This window comes from Nonomuraea sp. NPDC005983 (genome assembly GCF_040614375.1).
In the GTDB taxonomy this organism is placed as follows: Bacteria; Actinomycetota; Actinomycetes; order Streptosporangiales; family Streptosporangiaceae; genus Nonomuraea.
This window is the reverse complement of record NZ_JBEXUP010000172.1, coordinates 1-16971: the sequence shown is the minus strand read 5'-3', so window position 1 is coordinate 16971 and position 16971 is coordinate 1. Positions and strand designations below refer to the sequence as shown.

The following is a 16971-nucleotide window of genomic DNA, read 5'->3' as shown; positions in this document are numbered from 1 at the left end:
CCGCGACATGCGCCGCGACACCGGCCGCTTCGGCCAACGCCCTGACCAGCAGCGGCCGGCGATCAGGCGTCCCCAGCGCGACCCGTTCGTACGGTGGCGCCGGCAACGCCGAGGCTGATGGGGCGGCGCGGCCGCCCTCCGACGCCCCCCAAGTGGGCGCCGCTGAGCGCGGGCGGCCAGGGGAGGCGGACGATGGGGTGGGTCGGCGGCGGCGACCGCCCGGGTCAGCCGGCCTTGCCGATGGGGGCGGTGACGGCTCTGGTCAGGGTGATGAGGTTGGCGGGCGCGGTCTCGATCTGGAGGCCGCGCTTGCCCGCCGAGAAGTAGATCGTGTCGAAGTCCAGCGCGGACGAGTCGACCACGGTGGGCAGCTGCTTGCGCTGGCCGAGTGGGCTGATGCCGCCGACCACATAGCCGGTCACCCGCTCCACCTTGGCCGCGTCGGCCATCGCGGCCCGCTTGCTCTTGAGCGCCGCCGCCAGCGCCTTCAGGTCGAGCTTGCCCGACACGGGGACGACCGCCACGGCGAGCCCGCTCTCCACCTCGGCCACGAGCGTCTTGAAGATCTGCTCGTGGGGCACGCCGAGCGCGTCGGCCGCCTCCTCGCCGTACGCCTGGGCGGCGGCGTCGTGCTCGTACGGGTGGAGCGTGAACTCCACTTTGGATCTGGTCAGCGCCACCGTGGCCGGGGTGCCTCCCTTGGCTTTCGACGTGCTCACGACAGACCAGTGTAGCGAATCTACATTGTAAAGGCGCGGCCGGGGGTGTACCCGAGCGTGCGCCGGAAGACGTCGATGAAGGCGCTCGCGGTCGCCCACCCGCAGCGGTGCGCGACCGTCGTGACCGGGAGGCCGTCGGCGAGCAGCAGCAGCGCGTGGTGCAGCCGCAGCTGCGTGCGCCACTGCGGGAAGGTCATGCCCAGCTCCGCCCGGCACAGCCGGGCCAGGGTGCGGTCGCTGGTGCCCACCTGCGCGCCGAGCCGCGCGAGCGTGCGCCCGTCGGCCGGGTCCGCGCGCAGAATGGCGCAGACGGCCGCCAGCCGCGGGTCCCTGGCCATGGGCAGGTGGAAGGGCTGCTCGGGGGAGCGGCGGAGCTGGTCGAGCAGGACGCCCCGCAGCCTGGCGCGCTCGGGGCCGTCGTCGGCTGGGTCCTGCGTGTAGGCGATGATCAGCTCGCGCAGCAGCGGGCCGACGGCCAGCACGGCGGGTCTGGCGAGCCCCAGCGGGTTGTCCACGAGGCCGACGAGCCGCAGGTCGGTGCTGCCGTGGGCGCGGTGCTCGTGCACGGTGCCCGCCGGGATCCAGATCGCCCGGTTGGCCGGGGCGATCCAGGTGCCCGCGCCCGTGGTGACCGACAGGACGCCGTTGCGGGCATAGACGATCTGGTGGGTGTCGTGCCGGTGCGCGTCGATGCCCGCGCCGGGCGCCAGCGGGCGCGTCCCGGTGGGAGCCTCCGGCATATGGCGGACTTGCGGCATAGATTGGCATTTTATTGGAAGCGGGCCAGAATGTCCCGGGGCGACGATCGACGGGTGAACAGGACTCCGGAGCAGGTCACGGCGCCCCGGCGCGATGGCCGACAGGCGACCAGGATTCCGATGCTGGCCGCAGGCCACGCCGGCGTGGACGTCTACCAGGGCGCGGTGCCCGCGCTCGTGCCTTTCCTCGTGGCGGAGCGCGGCTACGGCTACGTCGCGGCGTCGGGAATCGTGCTGGCGGCGACGCTGCTGTCGTCGGTGGTGCAGCCGGTCTTCGGCGCGCTCGCCGACCGGTGGCGGATGCCGTGGCTGATCCCGGTCAGCATGGCGACGGCCGGGCTCGGGGTGGCGCTCAGCGGCGTCGCCGGCTCGTACGTGCTGACCTGGCTGGCGGTGGCGCTGTCGGGGCTGGGGGTGGCGGCGTACCACCCGGAGTCGGCGCGGCTGGCGAGGATCGCCAGCGAGGGCAGCCACGTCCGGATGAGCTGGTTCTCGCTGGGCGGCACCCTCGGCTTCGCCTGCGCCCCGATCCTGGTGACACGGCTGCTGTCGGCCGGGGGGTTGGGCGCGTCCCCCTGGCTGGTCGTGCCGGGCCTGCTGGGTGCGGCGCTCACGGTCACGGTGCTGGGCTCGCTGGCCGGGCGCGACGGCGGCGGCGCGGCGCGGCACGCGGGCGGCCGGGACGACTGGCCCGCGTTCACCCGCCTCACGCTGGTGATCGTCTGCCGGTCGGTCGCCTACGTCGGGCTCAGCGCGTTCGTGGCGCTGTACCTGGGCGGCGGCGCGGCGGGGGCGGTGGCGCTGTTCGTGCTGTTCGGGGGCGGCGCGGTCGGCACCGTGGTGGGCGGCAGGCTGGCCGGGCGGTGGGGCCGGGTGCGCACCATGTGGCTGGCGTACGCGGCGGCGGTCCCGGCGATGGCGGGTGTGGTCCTGGCTCCGGGCTGGACGGCGTACGCGTTCGTCGCGGCCGCCTCGATCACCCTGTACGTGCCGTTCTCGCTGCACGTGACGCTCGGCCAGGACTTCCTGCCCAACCGGGTGGGGACTGCCAGCGGCGTCACCCTCGGCCTGGCCGTCAGCGTCGGCGGCCTGACCAGCCCGCTGGTCGGCGCCCTGGCGGAGGCCACCTCGCTCGGGCTGGCCCTGGGGGTCCTGGCCGCCTTCCCGGCCCTGTCGTGCCTGCTCGCCCGCACACTGACGGATCCCGCGCCCGTCGCCGGGCAGGTCGGGCGGTGAAACCCCGTCGGGGGCGACGTCTCAGACATGCGTCCGCATGATGGACAGGACGGGAGTCACCAGCCGGACTCCGTAGACTGGGTGGGTGATTTCCCGTATTGACATGCGCGGTTCTCTGCCTGAGAACCTGCGCGACGTGCTGCCCCGCGCCGAACTCGACGTCGAGGCCGCCCTGGAGAAGGTGCGGCCGATCTGCGACGAGGTGCGCCATCGCGGGGCGGCAGCCGTACGGGAGCTGACCGCCAGGTTCGACGGTGTCGAGATCGAGTCCGCCCGCGTGGCGCCGGAGGCGATCAAGCGAGCGCTGGAGGAGCTGCGCCCCGAGGTGCGCGCGGCCCTGGAGGAGTCGATCCGCCGGGCCCGGCTGGTCCACCGCGACCAGCGGCGTTCCGACGTCACGACGGAGGTGGTCCCCGGCGGCACCGTGACCGAGCGGTGGGTGCCGGTCGACCGGGTCGGGCTGTACGTGCCCGGCGGGCGGGCGGTGTACCCGTCCAGCGTGGTGATGAACGTGGTCCCGGCGCAGGAGGCGGGGGTCGCGTCGCTGGCCGTCACGAGCCCGGCGCAGAAGGACTTCGGCGGGCTGCCGCACCCCACGATTCTGGCCGCGTGCGCGCTGCTCGGCGTTGACGAGGTGTACGCCGTGGGCGGCGCGCAGGCCGTGGCCATGTTCGCGTACGGCACCGAGGAGTGCCCGGCCGCCACCATGGTGACGGGCCCGGGCAACATCTGGGTGGCGGCGGCCAAGCGGCTGCTCAAGGGCCGCATCGGCATCGACTCCGAGGCGGGCCCCACCGAGATCGCCATCCTCGCCGACGGCGGCGCCGACCCGGTGCACGTGGCGGCCGACCTGATCAGCCAGGCCGAGCACGACGTGATCGCCGCCGCGGTGCTGGTCACCGACAGCGCCGAGCTGGCCGAGGCGGTCGAGAGGGAGCTGCAGGCGCAGGTGGCCGCGACCAAGCACGCCGACCGTGTCGCCGAGGCGCTCGGCGGCCGGCAGTCGGGCATCGTCCTGGTCGACTCGATCGACGACGGCGTCAAGGTGGTCGACGCCTACGCCGCCGAGCACCTGGAGATCCACACGGCCGACGCGGCCGGGGTGGCGGCCAGGGTCAGGAACGCCGGCGCGATCTTCGTTGGCACGTACGCGCCGGTCTCGCTCGGCGACTACCTGGCGGGTTCCAACCACGTGCTGCCCACGGGCGGCTGCGCCTGCCACTCCAGCGGCCTGTCGGTGCAGTCGTTCCTGCGCGGCATCCACGTGGTCGAGTACACGCGCGAGGCGCTGGCCGGCGCGGCGGGGCACGTGTCGGTGCTGGCCGACGCCGAAGACCTGCCGGCGCACGGCGCGGCGGTCCGCGCCCGCTTCGGCTGGCAGGTGCCTGTTCAGGGGGAGGGCGCGTGAACATCGAAGACCTGCCGATCCGCGACGACCTCAAGGGCAAGAAGCCGTACGGCGCGCCCCAGATCGACGTCCCGGTCCGGCTGAACACCAACGAGAACCCGTACCCGCCCTCCGCCGAGCTGGTCGCCGACCTGGCGGAGGAGGTGCGCAGGAGCGCCGGAGAGCTCAACCGCTACCCCGAGAGGGAGGCGGAGGCCCTCCGCGCCGACCTGGCCGGCTACCTGGGCCACGGCCTGACGCTTGAGCAGGTGTGGGCGGCCAACGGGTCGAACGAGGTGCTGCAGCAGATCCTGCAGGCCTTCGGCGGGTACGGGCGCAGCGCGCTGGGCTTCGAGCCGTCCTACTCGATGCACCCGATCATCACGTCCGGCACCAACACCGAGTGGGTGCGCGGCGTCCGCGAGGCCGACTTCGCACTCGACCCCGTCAAGGCGGCGGCGGCCGTCCAGGAGCACGATCCCGACATCGTCTTCCTGACCTCGCCGAACAACCCGACCGGCACCGCGCTGCCGCTGGAGACGATCGTCGCGGTGCTGCGGGTGGCCAGGGGCGTGGTCGTGGTCGACGAGGCGTACGCCGAGTTCGCGAGGCGGGGCACGCCCTCGGCGCTCACGCTGCTCGGCGAGTACCCCAGGCTGATCGTCACCAGGACGATGTCGAAGGCGTTCGCCATGGCCGGAACCCGGCTCGGCTACCTGGCCGCGCACCCGGCGGTGGTGCAGGCGCTGCAGCTGGTGCGTCTGCCGTACCACCTGTCGACGCTCACCCAGGCGGCGGCGCGGGTGGCGCTGCGGCACCGCGACGAGCTGCTGGGCACCGTCGCCGCGCTGCGCGACGAGCGCGACGCGACCGTGGCGTGGCTGCGCGGCAAGGGGTTGACTGTCGCCGATTCCGACGCGAACTTCGTACTGTTCGGGCGCTTTCCTGACCGGCGTAAGGTCTGGGAGGGGCTGCTGGAGCGGGGAGTGCTCATCCGCGAGGTGGGGCCGCCAGAATGGCTGCGAGTGTCGATCGGCACCAGCGAGGAGATGGCGGCGTTCCGCGCCGCGCTGGAGGGAGTTCTGTGAGCCGCGTAGGCCGCGTCGAGCGCGCGACGAAGGAGACGTCCGTCCTGGTCGAGGTGGGGCTCGACGGCACGGGGCGGGTGGACGTGTCCACCGGGGTCGGTTTCTACGACCACATGCTGGCGCAGCTCGGCAAGCACGGGCTGTTCGACCTGACGGTGAAGACCGAGGGTGATCTGCACATCGACTCCCACCACACGATCGAGGACACCGCGCTCGCGCTGGGTGCGGCGTTCCGCGAGGCGTTGGGCGACAAGTCGGGCATCCGGCGGTTCGGGAGCGCGTCCTGCCCGCTGGACGAGTCGCTCGCCCAGGTGACCGTCGACCTGTCGGGCCGTCCGTACCTGGTGCACTCCGAGCCCGAGGGCATGGCGCCGATGATCGGCCCCGAGTACGACACCACCATGACGCGGCACATCCTGGAGTCGTTCGTCGCGCAGGCGGCGATCTGTCTGCACGTGCACGTCCCGTACGGGCGCAACGCCCACCACATCGTCGAGGCGCAGTTCAAGGCCCTGGCGCGGGCGCTGCGCGAGGCGTCCGAGCTCGACCCGCGCGCCAGCGGCGTGCCCAGCACCAAGGGTGTGCTGTGAACGGAGAGGGGGCGGCATGACCGAGAACCTGATCGCCGTCGCGATGGTGTTCATCGGATTGTTCCTCGTCGGCGGCGTGTTCTCGCTCGGCAAGCAGGGGCTGAAGATCGGCGCCGCCATCTGCGCGATCGGCGCGGCGATGGCGATCACGGCGGGGGTGATGTGGTGGTGAGCAGGAACGTGGTCGTGCTCGACTACGGCTCGGGCAACCTGCGCTCCGCCGAGCGCGCCCTGGCCAGGGTCGGCGCCGAGGTGACCGTCACCGCCGACTTCGACGCGGCGCTGGAGGCCGACGGCCTGGTCGTGCCCGGCGTCGGCGCGTTCGAGGCGTGTATGCGGGGCCTCAGGAGCGTCCGCGGTGAGCAGGTGATCGGCAGGCGGCTGGCCGGTGGCCGCCCGGTGCTGGGCATCTGCGTCGGCATGCAGATCCTGTTCGCCAGGGGCGTCGAGCACGGGGTCGAGACCGAGGGCTGCGGCGAGTGGCCCGGCACGGTCGAGCGGCTCGAGGCTCCGGTGCTGCCGCACATGGGCTGGAACACGGTCAAGGAGCCCGCGGGCAGCGTGCTGTTCGACGGGCTCGACGCCGCCACCCGCTTCTACTTCGTCCACTCCTACGGGGTGCGCGAGTGGGAGCTGCGGCCCGCCGACGGTTTCGCCGAACCGCTGGTCACCTGGGCCGAGCACGGCGTGCCGTTCGTGGCGGCCGTGGAGAACGGCCCGCTGTCAGCCACCCAGTTCCACCCCGAGAAGTCCGGCGACGCCGGCGCCGTGCTGCTGAAGAACTGGCTCGGCACCCTTGAGTAAGGAACGCGCGCGCCGGCGCGCCGAGCGTGAGGCGGTGCGGGCGCGCGCGATCCGGCTCAACGAAGAACGGCAGGCCCGCAGGTCCCGCCGCCGTGCCTGGCTCGCCCGGCTGACGCCGCGGCCGGTGCGGATCGCCCGGCAGGGCGGCGTGATCGCGCGCCGCCAGCGGGTACAGAATGTCGTGGTCGGCCTGGCTTTCCTGCTGGTGCAGATGCTGGTGTGGCTGATCTGGGGGGCGCCGTTCCTGAGTTTCGGCGTCCTCGTCCTCTCCCTGCTGCTCGTCCCTGTTGTGATGACCCTCGCTTTCGACCGGAGGATCTGATGTCGTTCGTTTTGCTTCCCGCCGTGGACGTGGCCGACGGCCAGGCCGTACGCCTTGTTCAAGGCGAGGCCGGCACCGAGACCGGCTACGGGGAGCCGCTGGCCGCGGCACTGGCCTGGCAGGAGGCGGGGGCGGAGTGGATCCATCTGGTCGACCTCGACGCCGCCTTCGGCCGCGGCTCCAACCGCCGGCTGATCACCGAGCTGATCGGCAGGCTGGATGTGAACGTGGAACTGTCGGGCGGCATCCGCGACGACGAGTCGCTGGCCGCCGCCCTGGCGACCGGGTGCCGGCGGGTGAACATCGGCACCGCCGCGCTGGAGCAGCCCGACTGGTGCCGGAAGATCATCGCCGAGCACGGTGACCGGATCGCCGTCGGCCTGGACGTGCGCGGCACGACGCTGGCGGCCCGCGGCTGGACCGAGGAGGCCGGGGACCTGTGGGAGGTGCTGGAGCGGCTGGAGTCCGACGGCTGCCCCCGCTACGTGGTCACCGACGTCACCAAGGACGGCACGCTGCGCGGCCCGAACCTGGACCTGCTGCGCGAGGTCTGCGCCCGCACCGACAAGCCCGTCGTCGCCAGCGGAGGAGTCTCCTCCCTCGAGGACCTGGTCGCGCTGGCGGCTCTGGAGCCGCTCGGGGTGGAGGGGGCCATCGTGGGAAGAGCCCTCTACGCCCAGGCGTTCACGCTGGAAGGCGCGCTGGCGGCGGTACGCGCCTAGCGCGGGAGGAGACGTGATGCACGGCATGAGCAGCATGGAAAGCACCGGCTCCCGGGTCTTCTCGGGCGGCTTCTGGGAGGAGAAGTACGGCTACGCCCGTGCGGTGGTCGTAGGCGATCGAGTCGTCGTCTCCGGCTGCACCGCGAGCGTCGAGGGCGAGGTGCGGCACGTGGGTGACCCGTACCAGCAGAGCGTGACCGCGCTCGGCATCGCGCTGGAGGCCGTCGAGCTGGGCGGCCTGACCCGCGAGGACGTGGTCATGATCCGCTACTACGTGGTGGAGCAGCACCACTTCGACCTGGTGGGGCAGGCCATCGCGGAGCTGCTCGGGCACGTGCGGCCCGCGTGCACGGGAGTGCGGGTGGCCGGGCTGGTCGACCCGAGGATGCTGGTCGAGATCGAAATCGAGGCACAACGAGCATGACGGTAGCGGTCAGGGTGATCCCCTGCCTGGACGTCGACGCCGGGCGCGTCGTCAAGGGCGTCAACTTCGAGAACCTGCGTGACGCGGGCGACCCGGTCGAGCTGGCCAGGCGCTACGACGAGGAGGGGGCCGACGAGCTCACCTTCCTCGACATCACCGCCTCGTCGGGCGAGCGCGGGACCATGCTGGACGTCGTACGCAGAACCGCCGAGCAGGTGTTCATCCCGCTCACGGTGGGCGGCGGCGTCCGCTCGGTCGACGACGTCAACCGGCTGCTGCGGGCGGGCGCCGACAAGGTGTCGCTGAACACCGCGGCGATCGCCAGGCCCGAGCTGCTGACCGAGGCGTCGCGCCGGTTCGGCGCCCAGTGCGTGGTCCTGTCGGTCGACGCGCGCCGCGCGCCCGGCACCACCAGCGGGTTCGAGGTGACCACGCACGGCGGCCGCCGGGGCACCGGCATCGACGCGGTGGAGTGGGCGGCGCGCGGCGAGGAGCTGGGCGTGGGCGAGATTCTGCTCAACTCGATGGACGGCGACGGCACGCTCGACGGCTACGACCTGGAGATGCTGCGCGCGGTCAGGGCGGCGGTGCGCGTCCCGGTGATCGCCAGCGGCGGCGCGGGGCGGCTGGAGCACTTCCCGCCGGCGGTCGCGGCCGGGGCCGACGCGGTGCTGGCGGCGTCGGTGTTCCACTTCGGCACCCTGAAGATCGGCGACGTCAAGGAGACGCTGCGCACGGCGGGCTACCTGGTCCGCTAGAACACCCTCATGTGGTGGAACAGCTCGTAGGCGGGGTCCTTGGCGGCGAAGGCGGCCGACTCCGACCGCTTGACGGCCAGGTAGGCGCTGCGTCGCAGCGGGCCGAGCGCCTCCATCAGCAGCTCGTCCGCCTCCAGTGCGTCCAGCGCCTGGTCGAGTGAGGACGGCAGGCGGGGGTAGCGTCCGGGGACGGTGTCGGGGTCGATGCCGACCGGTTCACCGGGGTCGAGCCTGCGGCGGACGCCGTCGAGCCCGGCGTGGATGACCGCGCCCAGCGACAGGTAGGGGTTGGCCGAGGAGTCCGACGGCTTCAGCTCCAGGTTGGGCTCGCCGCTCTCGCCCAGCGGGGAGCAGATCCTGACGGCGGCCTCCCTGTTGTCGGGGCCGTAGACGGCGTACGCGCTGGACCACAGCCGCGGCCCGAGCCGCCGGAAGCTGTTGACGCTGCCGCAGGTCAGCGCGGTCAGCGCGGGCAGGTGGGCGAGCAGGCCGCCGATGAACCAGTCGCGAACCTCGCTGCCCTCGGCGAACAGGTTGCGGGTGTCGCTCCACAGCGACAGGTGCAGGTGGGCGCCGTTTCCGGCCTGGTCGGCCAGCGGCTTGGGGGCCAGCGTCGCCCACATCTGGTTGCGCAGCGCCACGCCGCGCACCGTCTCGCGGTACAGGACGTGGTTGTCGGCGGCGCGCAGCGCGGGCGCGGGCCGGATCGACATCTCCTGCTGGCCGGGCCCGAGCTCCGGGTGGTAGTGCTCGACTCGCAGGCCCTGCGTCTCCAGCGCGTGCATGAGCTTGATCGTGTAGTCGTGGGCGGTGTCGAACCCGGTCGCGGCGTAGCACAGGGTGTCGTCGAGTGGCACCAGCCGGTCGGGGCCGCCTGCCGGGTCGGGCAGGCGGCGGCCGAGGGTGAACTCCGGTTCGAAGGCGGCGAGGATGTGGTGGCCGTCGGACGCCAGCTCCGCGACGGCGTCCTTGAGGAAGGTGCGCGAGCAGGCCGCCCACGGGGAGCCGTCAGGCAGCCGCAGGTCCGACAGCATCGCGGCGGCGCCAGGAGCGTAGGGGAGGGGGACGAATGTCGCTGGGTCGGGCACGATCCGCACTTCGCCGACCGGGCCCATCTCCTCGACCTCTTGGAGCTGGTCGAGGATGTTCATCGCCATCATGGCCACCGTGTGCCCGATTCCCGTGCCGAGCCGTTCGGCCAGCCGGGAACGGGACGCCGCCTTGCCACGGGTCACGCCCCCGTGGTCGGCGTACAGAAAGCGGATCAGCTCGATCCCTTCGAGCTCGGCGCGCTCGAGGATGCGCCGGACGTCGGGATCAGGCTTGTTGATCTTGGTGGCTCCGGGACGATCTCTCATTCTGCCTGCGTAACACGTTCCGAGGGTGTGGGGAAGCGTCAAGCGCAGACAGAACCTCAGGTCACGTCAGAACATTGGTAAAGAAGACAGCCAACTGGTTGGCACCATTGACAATCCCATCGAACACGCCGTTGACCGCGGCGGCGGCTTGGGCCGGCCGGGTGAACAGGTAGAAGACCACGAACGCCACGAGCACGTAGGTGAGCACCTTCTTGACCTGCATGGGGGGCCTCCTGCAGTCCATTCCCAGCCGTATATACCCGGATCTGGGCGATCATTGGCATCTTCTATGAAGATGTTCTTGATCTTAACCGGGGGGCTTGTTTCCTAAGCCATGGTACGGCCAAGAGGTGGCTCCAGGAGGGTCGCCGCGCCGTAATGTTTCCGGCCCCCCGGCCGCAGGGCGGCCGCAGGGCGGCCACAGGGCGGCCACAGGGCGGCCACAGGGCGGCCACAGGGCGGCCTCAGAGGCCGAGGCCGGCCTTCTTTAGCCGGGCGATCGCGTCGTCGTCGCCGGTGTACTCCACCCTGGCGTGCTCCTGGCGGCCGAAGCAGAACAGCAGCAGTTCGGCGGCCCTGCCGGTGACCTCCACCTTCGGGCCCTGCCGCGGGCCGCCGAGCGTCACGCCGCCGCCGAGGCGGTGCAGCACCACGCCCACCGGGGAGCTGCGCAGCATCAGCCTGCTCGAGGCGGACACCCGCTTCCAGATGAGCCGCTCGAAGTCGGCGGGCAGGTCGCGGGGCTCCCACCCGGGCTGGGCGCGCCGCACGTCCTCGTGGTGGACGAAGTACTCCAGGGTGTTGACGGCCTCGTCCAGGAACGGCAGCAGCCCGTAGGGGCCGCCCGGCCTGCGGACGATCGAGACCAGTTCGGGGAACGGGTGCCTGGCCTTCAGGGCGCGCTGCACCGAGGCGGTGTAGCCGGCGAGCGGCCTGAGCGCGATGCCGCCGGCCGCGTCCAGCCTGCGCTCGCGCAGGACGAGGTGGGCGGCCAGATCGTAGGTGTCCCAGCCTGTGCAGAGCGTGGGCGCGTCGGGGCCGAGCTGGTCGAGAAGGTCGCACAGCGCGGCGCGTTCGCCACGAGCGTGAGTCACGTGGACAACCCTACCTGTGGGAATAACGTACTGATCGCGAGTGATAGTGACATATGTAGAAAAATCCAAGATGGAAGGAAGAGCTGCGAGTGGCTACCAAGGTCACCACGGCCGTCATGCGTCAGGGACTGCGCGTCCTTGGGGTGGCCATTCGCACCGAGAAGGCGGTCTTCGCCGCCGCGGTCCTGCTCAGCGCCCTGTACGGCGGCATGACCGTCGCGTCGGCCTGGGCGCTCGGCTGGGCCACCCAGAACGTGGTGCTGCCCGCCTTCGACCAGGGCGACATCACCGCGGGCGCGCTGTGGACCGGCGTCCTGCTCATCATCGGCGCCGCCCTGCTCAAGGCCGTCGGCGTCGCCGGGCGCCGGATCTTCGCCGGAGTCATCCAGTACCGGATGCAGGCCCGGTCCCGCCGCGACGTCACCAAGCAGTACCTGCGGCTGCCGCTCTCCTGGCACCACCAGCACCCCACCGGGCAGCTGCTGTCCAACGCCAGCGCCGACGCCGAGGCCGCCTGGGCGCCCCTCGCGCCGCTGCCGATGGCGGTCGGTGTGATCGTCATGCTGTTCACCGCCGCGATCGGGATGCTGATCACCGACCCGGTGCTCGCGCTGGTCGGCTTCCTGATCTTCCCGGCCATCGCCGTGCTGAACCTGGTGTACCAGCGCAAGCTCAGCCCGCTCGCCACCCGCGCCCAGCAACTGCGCGCCGAGGTCAGCGAGATCGCGCACGAGAGCTTCGACGGCGCGCTCGTGGTCAAGACGCTCGGCAGGGAGGCGATGGAGACCGAGCGCTTCCAGCGCCGCGCCCACGAGCTGCGTGACGCCAACATCGCGGTCGGCAGGGTGCGCGGCCTGTTCGACCCGATGCTGGAGGCGCTGCCCACGCTCGGCGTCCTGGCGGTGCTGGCCGTCGGCGCGCTGCGGCTGTCGACCGGCTCGATCGACGCGGGCGAGCTGGTGCAGGTGGCCTACCTGTTCACGTTGCTGGCCTTCCCGATCAGGGCCCTCGGCTGGGTGCTGGCCGAGCTGCCGCGCAGCGTGGTCGGCTGGCAGCGGGTGCAGGCCGTCCTCGACGCGACCGGCTCGATGGAGTACGGCGCCAAGAAGCTGTCCGACTCCGGCCCGGCCGAGCTGGAGGTCTCGGAGGTCTCCTACGCCTACGGCGAGGCCGAGGTGCTGCACGAGGTGACCTTCGACGTGCGTCCGGGCCGCACCGTCGCCCTGGTGGGCCCGACGGGGTCGGGCAAGTCCACCCTGGTGCAACTGCTCGCGCGGCTGGTCGACCCGTCCCGCGGGCGGGTGCTGATCGACGGCGCGGACGTCCGCGACCTGGCCTACGGGAACCTGGCCGAGTCGGTCGCGCTGGTGCCCCAGCAGACGTTCCTGTTCGACGACACCGTGCGCGGCAACGTCGCGCTCGGCCTGACCGCCGACGACGAGGAGGTGTGGGCGGCGCTCAGGCTGGCACAGGCCGACGGCTTCGTCGACAGGCTCGGCGCCGGCCTCGACACCCGCGTGGGCGAGCGCGGCGCGTCCCTGTCGGGCGGCCAGCGCCAGCGTCTCGCGCTGGCCCGCGCGGTCGTCCGGCGTCCGCGCCTGCTCATCCTCGACGACGCGACCTCCAGCGTGGACCCCCAGGTGGAGGCCAAGATCCTGTACGGACTGCGCGACGCTGCCGAGGCGTCGAGCGTCGTGGTCGTCGCCTACCGGATGGCCACCATCGCGCTGGCCGACGAGGTCGTCTACCTCGACAAGGGCCGGATCGTCGACCGGGGGACGCACGAGGAGCTGCTCGGCCGCTGCCTCGGCTACCGCAACCTGGTGACCGCCTACGAGCGCGAGGAAGCCGAGCGCGCCGCGATCGAGACGGAAGAGGAAGAGGAAGAGGTCAGCGCGTGAGCGTCGAGGACGTCCAGGGGATCAGGGGCAGCGCGGAGCGGTCGGCGCTGGCCACCATCCGGCGGGGGCTGTCGCTCACGCCGGAGTTCCGCAAGGGGCTGCTGGGGACGCTGGCGCTGGCCGTCGTCGCCACCGTGGGCAAGATCATCGTGCCGATCGCGGTGCAGCAGACGATCGACACCGGGCTGAAGGACGGCACCCCCGACGTCGGGTACGTCTCGTGGGCGGTGGCGCTGTGCGCCGCGGCGGTGATCCTTACAGCGCTCGCCGGATATGTCATGAACGTTCGCCTCTACAAGGCGACCGAGTCGTCGCTGGCCACCCTGCGGGTGCGCGGCTTCCGGCACGTCCACGACCTGTCGGTGCTCACCCAGAACACCGAGCGCAGGGGCTCGCTGGTCTCCCGCGTCACCAACGACATCGACCAGATCAGCACGTTCATGCAGTGGGGCGGGCTGATGATCATCGTGGCGTTCGGCCAGGTGCTCGTCGCCAGCGCGCTCATGTTCGTCTACTCCTGGCAGCTCACGCTGCTCGTCTGGGTCTGTTTCCTGCCGCTCATGGTGGCGCTGCCGCGCTTCCAGCGCTGGCTGTCGGGCGCGTACACCGCCGTCCGCGAACGCACCGGCGACATGCTGGCGGCGGTCAGCGAGTCCGTCGTCGGCGCGTCCGTCATCCGCGCGTACGCCTCCGAGCGCCGCACCGCCGAACGCATCGACAAGTCCGTGGACGCCAACAAGACCGCCCAGATCAAGGCGCAGACCATCGTCGGCTTCGTCTTCCCGCTGACCGAGATCGTGGCCGCCGTCGCCATCGCCGGGATCGTCCTTCTCGGTGTCAAGCTCGGTCTGTCGGGCGACATCACCGCCGGGCGGCTGATCGCGTTCCTCTTCCTCGTCACACTGTTCGTCTCGCCTCTGCAGACCGCCACCGAGGTGCTCAACGAGGCGCAGAACGCGGTCGCGGGCTGGCGGCGCGTCCTGGGCGTCATCGACACCCCGCCGGACGTCGCCGATCCCGCAGAGTCGGGCGTGGAACTGCCGCGCGGCCCCATCTCCGTCGCCTTCGAGGACGTCGCGTTCGCCTACCCCGGCGGCGCCCCCGTCCTGCGCGAGGTGTCGCTGAAGATCCCGCCCCGCTCCCGCATCGCGGTCGTCGGCGAGACCGGCTCGGGCAAGACCACCTTCGCCAAGCTGCTCACCCGGCTCATGGACCCCGCCTCGGGCCGGGTCACGGTCGACGGGCACGACCTGCGGCAGGTCCGCTTCTCCTCGCTGCGCGAGCGGATCGTGATGGTCCCGCAGGACGGCTTCCTGTTCGACGGCACGCTGGAGGAGAACATCCGCTACGGCAGGCCGTCCGCCGACTCCGAGGAGATCCTGCTCGCCCTGACCGAGCTGGGCCTGGCCGACTGGCTGGAGGGCCTGCCCGCCGGCCTCGGCACCCCGGTCGGGCAGCGCGGCGAGTCGCTGTCGGCGGGGGAGCGGCAGCTCGTCGCCCTGGCCCGCGCCTACCTGGCCGACCCCGACCTGCTGCTTCTCGACGAGGCCACGTCCGCGGTGGACCCGGCCACCGAGGTCCGGCTGGCCCGCGCCCTGGAGGGCGTCACCAGGGGCCGCACCGCCATCTCCATCGCCCACCGGCTCTCCACCGCCGAGAACGCCGACGAGGTGCTCGTCTTCGACGCCGGTCGGCTCGTCCAGCGGGGGCCGCACACCGAACTGGTGGAGGAGCCTGGCGTCTACGCCGACCTGCACGCGTCCTGGGTCTCCGCCGCCCGCTCCTGACCCGCTCACTCCAAGACCGCGGTGACCGTGACGCAGGTGCCGCCGGGGCCTGACACGATCGTCACCTGGTCGCACAGCGCACAGGTCAGCCAGAGGCCCCGGCCGCCCGTCGCCGAGCCCGGCGGCGGCTTCGCCGCTCTCGTCCAGCCCGTCCAGCTCGTCCAGCCGGGAGGCAGGCCGGGCCCGTCGTCGACGACCTCGCACCAGAGGCTGCCCTCGCGCGGCCACAGCCGCAGCCGGCCCCCGCCGCCGCCGTGCACGACGGCGTTCGTGACGACCTCGTTGACGGCCAGCACGAAGTCCTCCAGCCGCCGGCCCGCCAGCCCCAGCCCGGCGGCGTGCTCGCGGACCGCCCGCCGCAGGACCGTGACGCGCCCCCCTGCGAACGTCGCGCAGAGCACCCGCCTACACATCGCCGGCCACGGCCCGGCGCGAGACAGGGTGCCTCACGACGATCCCTCCAAAACCGTACGTCGCACCGAAACTACTCCCCGCAGCGTCATCACGTACCGCGTTCTCCGCAAAACCCTCGGTGACGTGCCGCAGCGAGGTATACCTTTTCGTGCGGGCTATCTGGCGGGACTTTGGTTGCGGGGCCTTTGTGGCGGGGCTAAGAGGAGCATGGGCGTGGACGTGCTGGAGATGACGCGACATCGACACGGGGAACTGGTGGTCGTCAGCCTCGCGGGAGAGGTGGACGTCGACAACGTGTCGAAGGTCCGCAAATGCCTCGACGAGGCGGTGGAAGACCACGGTCCCCGGCTGGTGGTCGACCTGAGCGCCCTCACCTTCATCGACACGACCGGCCTCGGCGTCCTGGTGCGGCTCCTGGCCAACCTGCGCGACCGAGACGGCACCATGGCCCTGGTGGCACCCGACGGCCAGGTGCTGAGGCGTCTGCGCAGGACCAACCTGGCGCCGCTGTTCCCGATCTACGACACCCTGGCCCAGGCGCTGGGCTGACAGCGGGCCGCTGCCCGGCCTCCGATGTGAAGGGCGGGCGTCGTGGCTGGTTGAATGGCGTCATGTCGCTCGACCCCGAGATCGCCGCACGGCTCAAGCGCAACGGCGACGGGCTGGTGCCCGCCATCGTCCAGCAGTACGACTCCGGCGAGGTGCTCATGCTCGCCTGGATGGACGACGAGGCGCTGCATCGCACGCTCACCACCGGCAGGGCCACGTACTGGTCGCGCAGCCGGAGCGCGTACTGGGTCAAGGGCGACACGTCCGGGCACGTGCAGCACGTCAAGGCGGTCTCGCTCGACTGCGACGGCGACACGATCCTGCTCAAGGTCGACCAGGTCGGCGTCGCCTGCCACACGGGCGACCGCACCTGCTTCGACGCCGGCCCACTCGAGGTGACGGCGGCGCCATGACCGATCCAGGCCAGGCCCCGAACCCGTCGGCGGTCACGGCGGGAACGGACCTCACCACGGACGGACCCCGACCAGGCCCTCCGGCGGGAGACGCGTGTCCGTCCGGTGCTCCGGCGGGAGATGCGCCTCAGGCAGGCACTCCGGCGGGAGATGCGCGTCAGCCGGGTCCCTCGGCGGCGGATGCTCGCCCGTCCGGTTCTCCGGCGGGTAGGCGGGAGTTGTGGGGCTGGGTGGCGGGCACGGCGCTCGGGTGCCTGCTCGTGCTGCTCGCCGCGGGCCGTACCTGGGTGAGCGTCGCGGGCGCGTCCCCGGCCGCGCTCGTGCTGCCGACCGGGGGAGAGCTGAGCCCGGTGCTGACGCCGCTGGCCCTGGCAGGGCTGGCCGGGGTGGTGGCGGCGCTGGCGACCAGGCGGGCCGGTCGGCGGGTCGTCGGCGTGCTGGTCGGCCTGTGCGGGGCGGGCGCGGGGCTGGGCGCCTGGACGGCCACTGACGGCGAGCGGGTGCTCACCTTGCTGCGCGAGCGCAACGTGCTGCGCGCCGCTGGGGCGCTCGACTGGTCGCTGGTGGCGGCGTGGCCGGTGGTGTGCGGGCTGGGCGCGCTGCTGATGCTCGCGGGCGGAGCCGTCGCGGTGACCCGCGGCGGACGC

At 72.2% G+C, this 16971-nt stretch carries 21 protein-coding genes; 15 read left to right on the top strand and 6 right to left on the bottom strand.

Annotated elements, in window-relative coordinates; all coding sequences use genetic code 11:
* Positions 1–224 precede the first annotated feature (224 nt).
* Together ybaK and ABZ297_RS41385 are read right to left on the bottom strand one after the other, a co-directional pair.
* Complete coding sequence (ybaK, locus tag ABZ297_RS41390; RefSeq protein ID WP_355358161.1) at positions 225–719, bottom strand: Cys-tRNA(Pro) deacylase; 495 nt, start codon at positions 717–719, stop codon at positions 225–227.
* Between the two features lie 20 nt (positions 720–739).
* Positions 740–1477 carry a helix-turn-helix transcriptional regulator gene (locus ABZ297_RS41385; protein ID WP_355358158.1) on the bottom strand — a complete coding sequence of 246 codons (738 nt, stop codon included), beginning with the start codon at positions 1475–1477 and terminating at the stop codon, positions 740–742.
* A 54-nt stretch (positions 1478–1531) separates the two neighbouring features.
* Here ABZ297_RS41385 and ABZ297_RS41380 point away from each other — a divergent pair, with 54 nt between their 5' ends.
* The 10 genes from ABZ297_RS41380 (at position 1532) to hisF (ending at position 8808) form a co-directional block, all read left to right on the top strand.
* Positions 1532–2713, top strand: a complete 1182-nt coding sequence (locus ABZ297_RS41380) for an MFS transporter (protein ID WP_355358156.1) — start codon at positions 1532–1534, stop codon at positions 2711–2713.
* 85 nt (positions 2714–2798) lie between these two features.
* A complete protein-coding gene (gene hisD, locus ABZ297_RS41375) occupies positions 2799–4121 on the top strand; it encodes a histidinol dehydrogenase (protein WP_355358153.1) in 1323 nt (440 codons plus the stop codon).
* Positions 4118–5188, top strand: coding sequence for a histidinol-phosphate transaminase (locus tag ABZ297_RS41370; protein WP_355358150.1), 1071 nt, complete (start codon positions 4118–4120; stop codon positions 5186–5188). The genes hisD and ABZ297_RS41370 overlap by 4 nt, the downstream gene beginning before the upstream one ends.
* Entirely contained in the window at positions 5185–5778 is a 594-nt protein-coding gene (gene hisB / locus ABZ297_RS41365; RefSeq protein WP_350809187.1) for an imidazoleglycerol-phosphate dehydratase HisB, read from the top strand. The genes ABZ297_RS41370 and hisB overlap by 4 nt, the downstream gene beginning before the upstream one ends.
* A 16-nt stretch (positions 5779–5794) precedes the next feature.
* Positions 5795–5950: a hypothetical protein gene (locus ABZ297_RS41360; protein WP_350809186.1), complete on the top strand. Its 156-nt coding sequence runs from the start codon at positions 5795–5797 to the stop codon at positions 5948–5950.
* On the top strand, positions 5947–6582 hold the full coding sequence (hisH, locus tag ABZ297_RS41355) for an imidazole glycerol phosphate synthase subunit HisH (RefSeq protein ID WP_355358148.1): 636 nt from the start codon (positions 5947–5949) through the stop codon (positions 6580–6582). Before ABZ297_RS41360 ends, hisH begins: the two co-directional genes overlap by 4 nt.
* 34 nt (positions 6583–6616) lie before the next feature.
* On the top strand, positions 6617–6904 hold the full coding sequence (locus ABZ297_RS41350) for a hypothetical protein (protein ID WP_355358145.1): 288 nt from the start codon (positions 6617–6619) through the stop codon (positions 6902–6904).
* Positions 6904–7626 (top strand): bifunctional 1-(5-phosphoribosyl)-5-((5-phosphoribosylamino)methylideneamino)imidazole-4-carboxamide isomerase/phosphoribosylanthranilate isomerase PriA, encoded by a 723-nt coding sequence (gene priA, locus ABZ297_RS41345; protein WP_355358143.1) that lies wholly within the window; start codon positions 6904–6906, stop codon positions 7624–7626. The genes ABZ297_RS41350 and priA overlap by 1 nt, the downstream gene beginning before the upstream one ends.
* Before the next feature lie 25 nt (positions 7627–7651).
* Positions 7652–8050 carry a Rid family hydrolase gene (locus ABZ297_RS41340; RefSeq protein WP_355358140.1) on the top strand — a complete coding sequence of 133 codons (399 nt, stop codon included), beginning with the start codon at positions 7652–7654 and terminating at the stop codon, positions 8048–8050.
* Complete coding sequence (gene hisF, locus ABZ297_RS41335; RefSeq protein ID WP_355358137.1) at positions 8047–8808, top strand: imidazole glycerol phosphate synthase subunit HisF; 762 nt, start codon at positions 8047–8049, stop codon at positions 8806–8808. The genes ABZ297_RS41340 and hisF overlap by 4 nt, the downstream gene beginning before the upstream one ends.
* Here hisF and ABZ297_RS41330 read toward each other — a convergent pair.
* The 3 genes from ABZ297_RS41330 to ABZ297_RS41320 form a co-directional block, all read right to left on the bottom strand.
* Positions 8805–10166, bottom strand: a complete 1362-nt coding sequence (locus ABZ297_RS41330; protein ID WP_355358134.1) for a glutamine synthetase family protein — start codon at positions 10164–10166, stop codon at positions 8805–8807. The two genes, hisF and ABZ297_RS41330, sit on opposite strands and share 4 nt — an antisense overlap.
* 61 nt (positions 10167–10227) lie before the next feature.
* Positions 10228–10389, bottom strand: coding sequence for a hypothetical protein (locus ABZ297_RS41325; protein ID WP_350809179.1), 162 nt, complete (start codon positions 10387–10389; stop codon positions 10228–10230).
* A gap of 241 nt (positions 10390–10630) precedes the next feature.
* Positions 10631–11260 carry a TIGR03085 family metal-binding protein gene (locus ABZ297_RS41320; protein WP_355358131.1) on the bottom strand — a complete coding sequence of 210 codons (630 nt, stop codon included), beginning with the start codon at positions 11258–11260 and terminating at the stop codon, positions 10631–10633.
* Between the two features lie 116 nt (positions 11261–11376).
* Between ABZ297_RS41320 and ABZ297_RS41315 the strand changes: the two genes are divergently transcribed.
* Positions 11377–13161, top strand: a complete 1785-nt coding sequence (locus ABZ297_RS41315; protein WP_355358164.1) for an ABC transporter ATP-binding protein — start codon at positions 11377–11379, stop codon at positions 13159–13161.
* The gene (locus tag ABZ297_RS41310; protein WP_355358128.1) at positions 13158–14948 is read left to right on the top strand and encodes an ABC transporter ATP-binding protein; all 1791 of its coding nucleotides are present in this window, start codon (positions 13158–13160) and stop codon (positions 14946–14948) included. Before ABZ297_RS41315 ends, ABZ297_RS41310 begins: the two co-directional genes overlap by 4 nt.
* A 5-nt stretch (positions 14949–14953) precedes the next feature.
* Here the strand turns inward: ABZ297_RS41310 and ABZ297_RS41305 are convergent, their stop codons facing one another.
* Positions 14954–15349, bottom strand: a complete 396-nt coding sequence (locus ABZ297_RS41305) for an ATP-binding protein (RefSeq protein WP_355358125.1) — start codon at positions 15347–15349, stop codon at positions 14954–14956.
* 226 nt (positions 15350–15575) lie between these two features.
* On the opposite strand from ABZ297_RS41305, the gene ABZ297_RS41300 reads away from it, so the two are divergent.
* The 3 genes from ABZ297_RS41300 to ABZ297_RS41290 all read left to right on the top strand — a co-directional run.
* Positions 15576–15911, top strand: coding sequence for an STAS domain-containing protein (locus tag ABZ297_RS41300; protein ID WP_355358122.1), 336 nt, complete (start codon positions 15576–15578; stop codon positions 15909–15911).
* Between the two features lie 62 nt (positions 15912–15973).
* Positions 15974–16324: a phosphoribosyl-AMP cyclohydrolase gene (gene hisI, locus ABZ297_RS41295; protein WP_355358119.1), complete on the top strand. Its 351-nt coding sequence runs from the start codon at positions 15974–15976 to the stop codon at positions 16322–16324.
* Between the two features lie 230 nt (positions 16325–16554).
* On the top strand, positions 16555–16971 hold a 417-nt coding region (locus ABZ297_RS41290), incomplete at its 3' end, for a Trp biosynthesis-associated membrane protein (protein WP_355358116.1).